The sequence below is a fragment of the Nitrosomonas sp. TNE100 genome (assembly GCF_055387135.1).
This window is the reverse complement of the sequence record NZ_AP040997.1, coordinates 1,865,572-1,878,091: the sequence shown is the minus strand read 5'-3', so window position 1 is coordinate 1,878,091 and position 12,520 is coordinate 1,865,572. Positions and strand designations below refer to the sequence as shown.

Below are 12,520 nucleotides of genomic sequence, written 5' to 3'. Positions count from 1 at the left end.
CAGCCAGAGAGAAAGGATTTTAAGAAGTTTATATATAACGGAGGCTTAAGATTTAATTATCATCCTGTTTATAGCCTTATCAAATCGGGTGAAACGGGATAAAGATGAATGACGAGTATGTGTTAATAGGATAGGCTTCAGAGATGAAAACTGAAAACCCCTTCAGGATTATTTTATAATCAAACCTGTGCATAAATCATGGAGAAATAGGCTGATGATCAAGGTGTTGCTTGCAAACCCGAGAGGGTTCTGTGCTGGTGTTGACCGAGCTATTGAAATCGTTGAACGTGCATTGACGATGTATGGCGCCCCCATCTATGTGAGGCATGAGGTTGTCCACAATCGTTTCGTGGTTGAAGATCTGGAGAAAAAAGGAGCGGTATTTGTAGAAAATTTGGAGGAAGTGCCGGAAGGGAGCATGCTTATCTTCAGTGCTCATGGTGTTTCCCACGAAGTAAGAAGAGATGCAGCCGCTCGTAAGCTGCAGATATTTGATGCTACCTGTCCGCTTGTTACCAAGGTACACGTGGAAGTGGCCAAAATGGACCGAGAGGGCAAGGAGATCGTCATGATCGGCCATCAGGGTCACCCTGAGGTTGAGGGAACCATGGGGCAGATCGAGAAGAAAAAAGGGACGATGTACCTTGTGGAAACAGCGGAAGACGTATCCGGACTACAGGTCAAGGATGAAGATAATCTGGCATATGTCACCCAGACAACATTGTCTGTTGATGATGCGGCGCGCGTGATTGAGGCACTGAAACGACGTTTTCCAAAGATTGTTGGCCCGAAAAAAGATGATATTTGCTACGCTACGCAAAATCGACAGGATGCTGTCAAAAAGTTGGTCAAGCTCTGTGATCTGGTGATTGTGGTGGGTTCGCCAAACAGTTCGAATTCAAATCGCCTTTGTGAGGTGGCCAGAAACGAGAATGTAGAAGCATATATGGTCGATCAGGCGGCACAGTTGCAGGAGAGCTGGCTGGCCAACAAGCAGTGTATTGGAATTACTGCAGGTGCGTCTGCTCCGGAGATACTGGTTCAGCAGGTACTGGAGCGTCTTGAGCAGATTGCGACAAAACAGTCGAATCAGGGTGTGGTGGTGGAAGAGCTGGCGGGAGTCCTTGAATCCGTAACATTCCCATTGCCAAAGGCTGAGCCAGCCGGTTTCAACAAGCATATCTGATTGAAATTACCCAGACAGATTCCATCCTTGCTGATAGGGTGTGGTATCAAAAGGTTGAGCTCGTTGCATGATCTCGTTTGTTAATATTTCTGCGCTGCCAGGGGCCATCGTGACGCCATAGCGAAAATGTCCGCTGTTGACATAAAGATTTTTAAGGAATGGATGTGCCCCGATGACGGGGATATTGCCAGGTGTGGCGGGGCGCAAGCCTGACCAGTGTCTTAGCGGCAACATATTACTCAGCTTTGGTAATATTTTTCCTGCCCATTTGGATAATTTGTCTTTCGCTTCCAGTGTAATGCGCTTATCGAATCCGACATCTTCGGTTGTGCTGCCGACGAGTAAATGTCCATCACGCCGGGGAATGAGATAAAGGTCTTGTTGCAATACGACAGAATGCAAAGGTTTTTCCGGGAATTTGTATAACAGTATCTGTCCTCGGATTGGTTTTATTTCAATATTCAACGCATATTCTCCAAGAATATTCCTGCTCCATGCACCGGCTGACAGGATGTATCGATCGGCAGAGAGGTTTTTATGTGGGACCCGGATGGATCTAACTTCCTGCCTGGTTGCATTCAGTTTCTGGACCTCGCAGTGTTCAATTATATTTCCACCGAGCTGTTTGACGCGTTTGCATAACGCTTGTGACAGACGTGGATTTCGAACTTGGGCGACGTCAGGAAGCAATAGTGCCTGATCAGCTTGCTGCTGGGTGCAATCGTAGATTCCCGGAGTTCTAGCATGGGTTGAAAGTGGAAATATCTGGTATGTCAACGGTGCCGCATGAGCAGCGCACCAGCTAACAGCTTCATCCAAGTCATAGGGTGGAAGAGCGAGAAGTCCGCATACGTGATATTCCGGATTAATTCCTGTAGCCGCGCTAAGTGCAGCAGTCCACTCTGGATAGAGTGATGTGCTGAAAGCGACGAGTCGGTTTATGGTGTCCGGATAGTTCCAGGGGCACAGAGGGGACAGAATGCCTCCGCCTGCCCATGATGCCTCGCAGCCAGCTTTGCGACGTTCAAGGAGCGTGACTGATGCCCCTTCTTCAAGTAATCGGAGCGCAGTGGCAAGACCGATAATCCCAGCTCCAATCACTATAAAATCACTCATTATTCCTGTTGTCAGATGTTGTTTTATGAGAGATGAATAACGTGACCCCTGAATTGCTTGTTTTGTGATTTAATGAGGTTAAATATTCTTTAACTTCGGCGAAAACACATAAAAAACTGTACAATAATACGATAACACGCCATAATTAATTCGTGGAAGCGGATGGTTAATATAGTGTAATGGTTGCGAAAATCCTGGTTGTTCACGGTCCTAATTTGAATCTTTTAGGTAGAAGAGAGCCGTCCATTTATGGGCATACAACATTGGAAGATATTAACAGGAATCTGGTCGCGAAGGCGCAGGCAGCTTCTGTGGTGTTGGATACCTTTCAAAGCAATGCCGAGCATGAATTGATCGATCGTGTACAAGAAGCCATGAATGACGGCACTGGCTTTATTATCATCAATCCCGCCGCTTTAACACATACTAGTATAGCCCTGCGTGATGCCCTGGCTGCCACAAATCTGCCTTTTGTAGAAATTCATCTTTCCAATATCTATGCTCGCGAACATTTTCGCCACACATCCTATTTCTCGGATATTGCTGTTGGGGTTATCAGTGGATTGGGTGCTGCGGGGTATGAGCTGGCTCTGCAATTTGCTTTGGCCAGGCAGTAGTGTAAAACGGGGCATGACTCCAATATATTTGTCCTAAATCAGTTAAATTATTTTTTTACCCGGTGATCAATACAAATACAAATGACAAAGCAGACTTGATCAATTGATTTACAAGCAAATCAGTTACCAGCCATCATCAAAAGACGTAAAACTGCTATCCCTGAAGATAGATCAGGGCACTTATGAAAGGGATCTGCCCCGGAGGATAAAATGGATTTGAGAAAACTCAAGAAATTAATTGAATTAGTAGAGGAATACAGTATTACAGAGCTGGAAGTAACAGAGGGGGAAGAGAAGGTCCGTATCAGCAAATCCGTAACCATGACACAATCGGTGGCAACGGTTATGCCACAATATCAGATCCCTGTTCCGGTAGAGCCGGCAGCCCCCATAGCCAGTGAGAGCGATGTACAAGAGAAGCCAGGTTTGCCGGAAGGACATATTGTCAAGTCTCCCATGGTAGGTACTTTTTATCGCGCTTCGGCCCCGGGGGCCAAACCATTTGCTGAAGTAGGTCAGCAAGTAAAGTCCGGAGATACGCTATGTATCATTGAGGCCATGAAGCTGCTTAATGAGATCGAAACCGATCGGGGGGGCAAAATCAAAGCTATTTTGCCGGAGAATGGTCAGCCAGTTGAATATGGCGAGCCGTTATTTATTATCGAATAATAATCTTTCGAGAAATAATGCTCTGAATTTTCAGGAATCTATCCGGATCTGGTTTTCATCGTTTAATTTATATGTTTGAAAAAATATTAATCGCAAATCGTGGAGAAATAGCATTGCGCGTCCAGCGAGCGTGCCGGACTATGGGTATCAAGACCGTAGCGGTTCATTCGGAAGCGGATGCCGAAGCAAAATATGTCAAGCTGGCCGATGAATCAGTCTGTATCGGCCCGGCAGCTTCTGCGCAAAGTTACTTGAATATCCCCGCTATCATTAGTGCTGCTGAAGTAACGGATGCGGAAGCCATTCATCCGGGTTACGGTTTTTTATCCGAGAATGCGGATTTTGCAGAGAGGGTGGAAAAGAGCGGTTTTTTCTTTATCGGCCCCCGACCGGATACAATCCGGTTGATGGGAGATAAGGTCTCTGCAAAACACGCGATGCTGCAGGCAGGTGTTCCCTGTGTACCAGGCTCAGAGGGTGCGTTGCCGGATTCACTTGATGAAGTAAGGAAAATTATCAAGGAGATCGGTTACCCAGTCATTATCAAGGCAGCCGGAGGAGGTGGGGGGCGCGGGATGCGCGTCGTGTACACTGAAGCGGCGCTCTCGAATGCGGTGATTACAACGCGTAATGAAGCGCAGGCGGCATTTGGTAACCCGGTGGTTTACGCAGAAAAATACCTGGAAAATCCGCGTCATATTGAATTCCAGATACTGGCTGACGAATACGGCAATACCGTTCATCTGGGGGAGAGGGATTGCTCCATGCAGCGCCGTCACCAGAAGATTATTGAAGAGGCGCCGGCGCGAGGTATTTCGATCAAGTTGCGCAATCAAATTGGTGAGCGATGTGTCGAGGCTTGCAAGCGTATTAATTACAGAGGGGTAGGAACTTTCGAGTTTCTTTATGAGAACAATGAATTTTATTTCATTGAAATGAATACCCGGCTTCAGGTTGAGCATCCGGTGACAGAAGCCGTTACTGGTATTGACCTGGTTCAAGCACAGATTCGTGTGGCGGCAGGGGAAAAACTGTCAGTGCAGCAAAAAGATATTGTGACCAGAGGACATGCCATAGAATGCCGCATCAATGCGGAAGATCCCTATAAGCTGACTCCCTCAGCCGGACGTATTACACAGTACCATGCTCCAGGCGGTCCCGGGATCCGAGTCGATTCCCATATTTACCATAATTATCGCGTGCCACCTTACTATGATTCCATGATCGCCAAGGTAATTGCCTATGGTGACAATCGTGATCTCGCTATTGCGCGTATGCGTATTGCGCTTACCGAAATGATCATTGAAGGAATCAAAACCAATATTCCGTTACATCTGGATCTTTTGGCGGACTGTAACTTTGTATCCGATTCTGTCTCTATTCACTATCTTGAAAACAAGCTTGCACTGTATAACAAAAAAACGACTTGATGTGATCGTGATAAAACCTGTTACACAGATCAGCTATGTCCTGGCTCTCTCTGACTTTTAAAGTTGGGTCCGATTACGTTGATTCGGTAAGTGATCAGTTGCTGGAGCAGGGCGCACTGTCAGTTGATGTACATGATGCGGGTGAAGGGACTGATCACGAACAACCCTTGTTTGGTGAACCAGGTGCTCTCCCGGAGCAATTCTGGCAACAGGCAGAGGTAACAGTATTGCTCGAGGAAAATACGGATGTTGATGAAATTGTGCAGGCAGTAGCTCGGGTGATGGGGATATCTGCGCTGCCAGACTATCAATTGACGCAAGTAGTGGAACAGGATTGGGTCAGATTGACACAGGCGCAATTCGAGCCAATCAAAATTTCCTCGCGATTGTGGGTCGTTCCATCTTGGCATGATTTACCCGATCCTGCAGCAATTAATCTGCGACTGGATCCGGGACTGGCTTTTGGTACGGGCAGTCATCCGACCACACAGTTGTGCCTGGGCTGGCTGGATAAATTTCTTAAACCTGGCGACAGCGTGCTTGATTATGGCTGTGGCTCCGGGATTCTGGCAATCGCAGCGTTAAAACTGGGGGCTGACCGGGTGATGGGCGTGGATATTGATCCGAATGCCATTACTGCCAGCCTCGAAAATGCCCGGAACAATCTCTGTGATCTGGATAAATTATCATTTACCACTGCGCTATCCTTTTCTGGAGGTGGCGATCCTGCTGATACCAGGCAGCGTCCTGTTTTCGTAGTGGTCGCGAACATTCTGGCTAATCCTCTGATCATGCTGGCCCCTGTTCTGATGAGTGCCTTGCAACCAGGCGGACGTATCGTGCTTTCAGGAATACTGGAAACCCAGGCTGATGAAGTGCTGCAGATTTACAGCGAGTGGTTTGATATGCAGATTGCTGCAAAAGATCAGGGATGGGTACTGCTTGCAGGTCGGAAATCAGTCAATAGGACATCATGACACTGGTGACACGCTGTCCTGGCTGTCATGCGATTTTTCGCCTGACGGGTGGGCAGCTGCATTCGCATAACGGTGATGTGCGCTGCGGGCAGTGTAAGCAAGTATTCAACGGTTTTACAGCACTGATAGCTGTTCCGGTGGCGTGTATTCAACCGCTTGTGATGTTGCCCCAACCGGATCCGGATCAATCCGACCCTGATAATGCTGCTGTAATGCCGGTTGCTGAAACACCGCCTCCTGTTGATTATTTTGACATTCAACCGTCTGCGCCAAAAATTTCCCGGCTTTGGCTGGTGCCCAATGCAGTATTGCTGGTATTGCTGCTTGGGCAGATTATGCATGCCTATCGTACAGAAATATTTATTGCTTTCCCTGCATTTCGACCGGTATTGAATGAATATTGCACCCTGATGCAATGTGAGGTTGATTTACCACGTCATCTCCATTTATTGAGCCTGGAATCATCAGACTTGCGTGTCAGTTCTTCCGCTGATCCTGATGTGGTGGAGCTTTCTGCAATTATCCGCAATCATGCGCCTTTCCCGCAAGCGTTACCGGCATTACTGCTAACGCTAACAGATGCTGATGAAAAACTGCTCGCAAGTCGTATTTTTACGGCAAAGGATTATCTGGATTCAGCAGCTGATCAATCAATATTTGCGGGGGAAAGTGAAATACAGGTCCAATGTTTCTTGAATACGAATCAGCTCAATGCTATGGGCTACAAACTGGAGCTGTTTTACCCATAAGCAGACATCTCTATAAAACAGTGTAGTCTGAGAACCGGTAGAGGCTGATATCTCTTATCTGGTATCAGCAACATCCATCCGTGTCTGCCAGGATCCGCTGTTGAAATAGCGTTTAAGTCCGACTGATATCGCATCAACCAATTTATTCTGGTGAATCTCTGAATTAAGTTTGGCTTCTTCAGTCTGGTTGCTGATGAATGCGGTTTCAACCAGAACAGATGGAATATCAGGTGATTTGAGTACTGCAAAACCAGCCTGTTCCACATTTTTTTTGTGCAGATGGCTGATTGTCCCGATTTCATTCAATACGTGATTGGCCAGCCGGATACTGTCATTAATCGTGGCATTCATGGACAGATCAATCAGTGTTTGCTTTAGGTATCGATCTTTGTTATCCAGTTTGACTCCGCCGATCAGATCAACCGCATTTTCCTTTTTGGCCAGCCAGCTCGCTGTGGTGGAAGTGGCACCATTTTCTGATAATGCGTAAATTGATGCACCATGTGCTTCTCTCCGTGGAGCAGCATCAGCATGAATAGATACAAATAAATCGGCATTGGCTTGTCTTGCCTTGATGCGCCGTTCAGCCAGCGATATGAAGTAATCTCCGTCACGAATTAGTACAGAACGCATACCGGGTTCCTTGTCAATTCTGGCCTTGAGTTTTCTGGCGATGGAAAGGGTTATATTTTTTTCCATGGAGCCTTGCGGACCAATTGCTCCCGGATCCTTGCCGCCATGTCCGGCGTCAATTGCGATAGTAATAATCCGGTTCTTTTCAGGTTTGCGGCTGGTTGCTGTCAGGACAGTCTTCGAAGTCGCAGCGGGGGTTACATTGCGGGTATGAGCAGCTGGCGCAGGTTTCTTGTTTTTTTGTATTAATGCTATGAGTGGATCCTGTTCATACGGTTCTGTTGTCAGTTTTTTCGATGGGTAAAGATCCAGCACCAGCCGATGCCCAAATTGATCTACAGGATCAAGCGCGAATGCTTTGGGTACAGCATCTGTTTTTAATTCCACGACCAGCCTGACAGTCCGCGAATTGAAATTGCCGACTCTTAATGCGCCAACCAGGGGATCCCGTGATTCGGTCTTTGCTGGCAAGCTCTTCAGTACATCGGACAATGAAATATTCTCCATGTCCATCACGATTCTTTTGGGTGATTGGAGTGTGCTGACCGAGTATTTAACCGGCTTACTCGATTCCAGTGTCAACCGGGTATACTCGGGCCCCGCCCAGTAGCGTGCTGCCGTGATTTGAGTGCCAGCTGATGTATCGTTGCTATACAAAGCCAGTTGCAGAAGGATAGCTATAACGAAAAATAGAAATGGAGAGCACTGCCTGGTTCCGGGTTGATTCATTCGGATACCTGTTTTTGCCAGCGTGATAAGCATTGTTCTCCTGCCTCCGTTTCCGCCTTGAGTTCGGCGATTCTTCCTGTTCCAGAATAACTGATCCATATTTTCAGATCAGCTGCGTGCAGAAATTCCCCTGCTTTTTCAGGCCATTCGACCAGACAGATGGAATTCTGGTTGAAATACTCCCGGAAGCCTGCTTCTTCCCACTCCAATGGGTCATTGAATCTATAAAAATCAAAGTGATACAAGTATAACTCTGAAAGTTTGTAGATTTCAACCAGGTTATAGGTGGGACTTCTCACCTTGTCATGATGCCCCAGCCCTTTCAATATTCCACGTGCAAGCGTAGTTTTGCCAGCTCCCAGATCACCATAAAGGAATACGGTCAAACCAGGGCGAAGTATGGCTGCAAGCTGCTCTCCCAGGAACAAAGTTGCTGCTTCATCGTCGAGTTGCACAACATAAGATGAGCGCATTTGGTTACCAGTGAAAGTTTGTTGCTTGAAAGGCAGGTAAAAAAGACTACCAAGGGATGTGCTGTCCATCGTAGGCAAGAAATTTGCCTGTATCCGTATGGGTGATTTTATCCAGGATGCCTTTCATGCCGGTCACACTCTGCTTTGCTGTGATTAACGCGCCACGTCCACCCATATCAGTCTGTACCCAGCCTGGATGTAGCAGCACTGAAATAATACCGCGAGGCTGCAGATCAATGGCAAGACTTTTTACCACCATGTTTACGGCAGTTTTGCTGGATCGGTAAATATAACTGCCGCCACGCTGGTTATCGTCGATACTGGCCATTTTGCTGGTGATGGTGGCGATAACTTTCAATTTGCTGCGAGCAACCTGTTTCACCAGGGCTTCTGCCATTCTGAGGGGGGCGAATGTATTGACCCTGAAGGCCTCCATCCAGTCATCATAGTTGATATGACCAAACTCCCCATTTTGTGCAGGTGGATAAACGCCTGCGTTATTAATCAGCACATCAATGGACAAATCATGCAGCTTTTGTGACAACTGATCTATTTCGGCAAGCTCACGTACATCAAGCTGGTAAATAGAAAAATGATCTTTGTACTGCTCAGCCAGCTGATTGAGCGCCATGGCCTGTTGCGGTTGCCGGCAGCAGGCGACTACCTGCCACCCGTCTGCCGCATATTGTGTGGCAAATTCCAATCCGATTCCCCGATTGGCGCCGGTAATCAAAACAGTATTCATGGAAAACTCCTGTACATGGTCAAAATAATCGGCATTTTCCGGGAGCATTGAGATGAAAAAATGACAGATTATTGCATCCGCATTACCTGATCTAGGCAGGGTCAGTAAAAAGAACAATGATTTTCATACGGATTTCTGGAATAATCCGGTTGCTCAACAAGCAGTGCTTTAAGGTAGTTTTGCACTGTACCTTAATAAATAACTGCAGTCTTTGGCCTCAAATCCGGAATTGGTTTTACTCTTGCCTGAGTATTATCTCATTCATATCCAAATTTAATTAACAAAACAAACTATGAGTAACTATCTTTTTACGTCTGAATCCGTATCTGAAGGCCACCCTGATAAGGTGGCCGACCAGATATCGGATGCAATCCTTGATGCAATTCTGCAACAGGATCCTCATGCGCGTGTAGCCTGTGAAACCATGTGCAGTACAGGGCTGATCGTTTTGTCAGGTGAAATAACGACCCATGCTACCATTGATTACAACGTCATCCCACGAGATACGGTACGTGAAATCGGCTATACCAGTTCCGAGATTGGCTTTGATGCAAGCACCTGCGCGGTGCTGACCGCTTTTAACAAACAGTCTCCCGATATTGCTCTGGGGGTGAATCGCAGCAAGGAAGAGGAGATGGATCAGGGGGCGGGAGATCAGGGACTGATGTTCGGTTATGCCTGTGATGAAACACCGCAACTGATGCCGCTGCCGATTTACTATGCACATCGTCTGGTTGAACAGCAGGCAAAATTGAGAAAAAGCGGCCAGCTGTCATGGCTGCGTCCGGATGCCAAATCCCAGGTTTCAGTACGTTATATTGACGGACAACCGAAAAACATAGAAACAGTTGTTATTTCAACCCAGCATGATCCGGATATTTCCAATGGCGATTTGTTTGAAGGAGTTGTCGAGGAAATCATCAAACCTGTGTTGCCTGCAGAAATGCTGAGTAGTGATATTCGGTATCTGGTCAATCCTACCGGTCGTTTCGTGGTGGGCGGGCCGATGGGCGATTGCGGACTAACCGGGCGCAAGATCATCGTGGATACTTACGGTGGCACAGCCCATCATGGTGGCGGTGCTTTTTCCGGTAAGGATCCTTCCAAGGTGGATCGCTCAGCAGCTTATGCTGCCCGTTATGTCGCCAAAAATATTGTAGCTGCCGGCCTGGCACGCAAATGTGAAGTTCAGGTGGCTTATGCAATTGGCGTGGCTAAGCCGGTTTCATTAATGGTGGAAACTTTTGGTACCGGTAAAGTTTCAGATGAAAAACTCGCCGAGCTGATCACCCGGAATTTTGATCTGCGCCCCAGAGCGATCATTCATGAACTGAACCTGCTGCGTCCGATTTATAGCAAAACGGCTGCGTATGGCCATTTTGGTCGGGAAGAGCCCAGCTTCACCTGGGAGAAAACCGACATTGCAGAGCAGCTTAAAGCGGATGCAGGTATTTGAATATTTTTCATCAACATCATTCAGCGTGAATGATGTTCCATTTGTACCGAGGAGCGCTGCAACGGTCTATCTCGTGAGGCTCGGACAAATGAACAACCCAACAACGGCGCTCTTTCACTTCTCAGGAGATGTGTTATGAGTGCAACAATCAACCCCGTAGTGGACAACTCTGTTTTTACCGACTGCAAGGTGGCTGATTTGTCATTGGCAGATTGGGGCAGAAAGGAAATTGCCATTGCCGAAACTGAAATGCCCGGTTTGATGGCGCTGCGCGAACAGTATGCCGGCAAGAAGCCGCTGGCAGGGGCCAGAATTGCCGGTTCCCTGCACATGACTATCCAGACCGCCGTGTTAATTGAAACACTGGTGGCACTGGGTGCAGAAGTCCGCTGGGCTTCCTGCAATATTTTCTCCACCCAGGATCATGCTGCTGCGGCGATTGCCGCCCGCGATATTCCAGTATTTGCCTACAAGGGAGAATCACTGAAGGAATATTGGGACTACGCTCACCAGATATTTGAATGGACCAGTGATGGCTCGCATGCCGCCAATATGATTCTGGATGATGGCGGGGATGCCACCTTACTGCTCATCCTTGGCAGCAGGGCTGAACGCGATCCTTCCGTGATTGCCAATCCGTCCAATGAGGAAGAACAGGTACTGTTTGCTTCCATCCGTAGCCGTCTTACCAGCCATCCGGGCTGGTACTCGCGTAACCTTGCCGGAATTCGCGGTGTGACAGAAGAAACCACAACCGGTGTACATCGCCTGTACGAAATGGAAAAGAAAGGTGAACTTCCATTCCCGGCGATCAATGTCAATGATTCAGTCACCAAATCCAAATTCGATAATCTTTATGGTTGCCGTGAATCATTGGTGGATGGCATCAAACGCGCAACCGATGTAATGATTGCCGGAAAAATAGCTGTGATTTGTGGTTATGGCGATGTCGGCAAAGGCTGTGCGCAGTCATTGCGCGGCCTGGGAGCAACTGTCTGGATTACCGAGATTGATCCAATCTGTGCATTGCAGGCGGCGATGGAAGGATATCGTGTGGTGACCATGGACGATGCCTGTGATAAAGCAGATATTTTCGTCACCGCCACCGGCAATCTGCGTGTGATCACCCATGACCACATGCTGAAAATGAAGAATCAGGCGATCGTATGCAACATCGGCCACTTCGATTCTGAAATCGATATTGCCTCAGTTCAGAAGTACCAGTGGGAAAACATCAAGCCACAGGTTGATCATGTCATCTTCCCGACTGGCCGCCGCATCATCGTGCTGGCACAAGGACGTCTCGTTAATCTGGGGTGTGCTACCGGCCATCCGTCTTTTGTCATGTCCAGCTCCTTCACCAATCAGGTGCTGGCGCAGATGGAACTCTGGCAAAACGGTAAAGATTACCAGAAGAAGGTGTATGTACTTCCTAAACAGCTGGATGAAATGGTTGCGCGTCTGCATCTGGGTAAACTGGGTGTGAAGCTGACCGAACTGACCGACGAGCAGGCGCACTACCTCAATCTCGATAAAAACGGACCTTATAAACCCGAGATGTACCGTTATTGAGTTTGAGTGGTTGAACTGATTGAAGCCGGAGAAATCGCTGTCAAAGCGACAGTTGTATTCCCCCGGCTTTATCCCGGGTTCTTCATCAGGGCAGAAGATGCGAAATTCAACAGGTGACAAAATACCGTCTTTGCGAGCACTGTAGGTGTCAAGCAATCCAGCAGATTT

At 47.6% G+C, this 12,520-nt stretch carries 12 protein-coding genes and 1 riboswitch; of the genes, 8 read left to right on the top strand and 4 right to left on the bottom strand.

Annotated elements, in window-relative coordinates; translation table 11 throughout:
- Positions 1-214 precede the first annotated feature (214 nt).
- Positions 215-1,186 (top strand): 4-hydroxy-3-methylbut-2-enyl diphosphate reductase, encoded by a 972-nt coding sequence (gene ispH, locus ACZ5EJ_RS08880; protein ID WP_074455820.1) that lies wholly within the window; start codon positions 215-217, stop codon positions 1,184-1,186.
- Positions 1,187-1,192: 6 nt separating this feature from the next.
- Here ispH and thiO read toward each other — a convergent pair whose 3' ends face one another.
- On the bottom strand, positions 1,193-2,302 hold the full coding sequence (gene thiO / locus ACZ5EJ_RS08875) for a glycine oxidase ThiO (protein ID WP_011634936.1): 1,110 nt from the start codon (positions 2,300-2,302) through the stop codon (positions 1,193-1,195).
- A 179-nt stretch (positions 2,303-2,481) separates the two neighbouring features.
- On the opposite strand from thiO, the gene aroQ reads away from it, so the two are divergent.
- From aroQ to ACZ5EJ_RS08850, 5 genes are all read left to right on the top strand, one after another.
- The gene (gene aroQ, locus ACZ5EJ_RS08870) at positions 2,482-2,919 is read left to right on the top strand and encodes a type II 3-dehydroquinate dehydratase (protein WP_011634935.1); all 438 of its coding nucleotides are present in this window, start codon (positions 2,482-2,484) and stop codon (positions 2,917-2,919) included.
- Positions 2,920-3,129: 210 nt separating this feature from the next.
- Positions 3,130-3,588, top strand: a complete 459-nt coding sequence (gene accB / locus ACZ5EJ_RS08865; protein WP_011634934.1) for an acetyl-CoA carboxylase biotin carboxyl carrier protein — start codon at positions 3,130-3,132, stop codon at positions 3,586-3,588.
- Between the two features lie 71 nt (positions 3,589-3,659).
- Positions 3,660-5,018 carry an acetyl-CoA carboxylase biotin carboxylase subunit gene (accC, locus tag ACZ5EJ_RS08860; protein ID WP_011634933.1) on the top strand — a complete coding sequence of 453 codons (1,359 nt, stop codon included), beginning with the start codon at positions 3,660-3,662 and terminating at the stop codon, positions 5,016-5,018.
- 35 nt (positions 5,019-5,053) lie between these two features.
- Positions 5,054-5,995: a 50S ribosomal protein L11 methyltransferase gene (gene prmA / locus ACZ5EJ_RS08855; RefSeq protein ID WP_074455821.1), complete on the top strand. Its 942-nt coding sequence runs from the start codon at positions 5,054-5,056 to the stop codon at positions 5,993-5,995.
- Complete coding sequence (locus ACZ5EJ_RS08850) at positions 5,992-6,744, top strand: zinc-ribbon and DUF3426 domain-containing protein (RefSeq protein ID WP_074455822.1); 753 nt, start codon at positions 5,992-5,994, stop codon at positions 6,742-6,744. The genes prmA and ACZ5EJ_RS08850 overlap by 4 nt, the downstream gene beginning before the upstream one ends.
- Before the next feature lie 54 nt (positions 6,745-6,798).
- Here the strand turns inward: ACZ5EJ_RS08850 and ACZ5EJ_RS08845 are convergent, their stop codons facing one another.
- The 3 genes from ACZ5EJ_RS08845 to ACZ5EJ_RS08835 are packed head-to-tail and all read right to left on the bottom strand — an operon-like array spanning position 6,799 to position 9,324.
- Positions 6,799-8,139 carry an N-acetylmuramoyl-L-alanine amidase gene (locus tag ACZ5EJ_RS08845; protein WP_074455823.1) on the bottom strand — a complete coding sequence of 447 codons (1,341 nt, stop codon included), beginning with the start codon at positions 8,137-8,139 and terminating at the stop codon, positions 6,799-6,801.
- Positions 8,103-8,579, bottom strand: coding sequence for a tRNA (adenosine(37)-N6)-threonylcarbamoyltransferase complex ATPase subunit type 1 TsaE (tsaE, locus tag ACZ5EJ_RS08840; RefSeq protein WP_074455824.1), 477 nt, complete (start codon positions 8,577-8,579; stop codon positions 8,103-8,105). The genes ACZ5EJ_RS08845 and tsaE overlap by 37 nt, the downstream gene beginning before the upstream one ends.
- A 46-nt stretch (positions 8,580-8,625) precedes the next feature.
- Entirely contained in the window at positions 8,626-9,324 is a 699-nt protein-coding gene (locus tag ACZ5EJ_RS08835; RefSeq protein ID WP_011634928.1) for an SDR family oxidoreductase, read from the bottom strand.
- A gap of 292 nt (positions 9,325-9,616) precedes the next feature.
- Between ACZ5EJ_RS08835 and metK the strand changes: the two genes are divergently transcribed.
- Both metK and ahcY read left to right on the top strand, forming a co-directional pair.
- A complete protein-coding gene (gene metK, locus ACZ5EJ_RS08830; RefSeq protein WP_074455825.1) occupies positions 9,617-10,780 on the top strand; it encodes a methionine adenosyltransferase in 1,164 nt (387 codons plus the stop codon).
- A 41-nt stretch (positions 10,781-10,821) separates the two neighbouring features.
- Positions 10,822-10,899: riboswitch (S-adenosyl-L-homocysteine riboswitch) on the top strand.
- A 16-nt stretch (positions 10,900-10,915) separates the two neighbouring features.
- The gene (gene ahcY, locus ACZ5EJ_RS08825; protein ID WP_074455826.1) at positions 10,916-12,352 is read left to right on the top strand and encodes an adenosylhomocysteinase; all 1,437 of its coding nucleotides are present in this window, start codon (positions 10,916-10,918) and stop codon (positions 12,350-12,352) included.
- Positions 12,353-12,520: the final 168 nt, after the last annotated feature.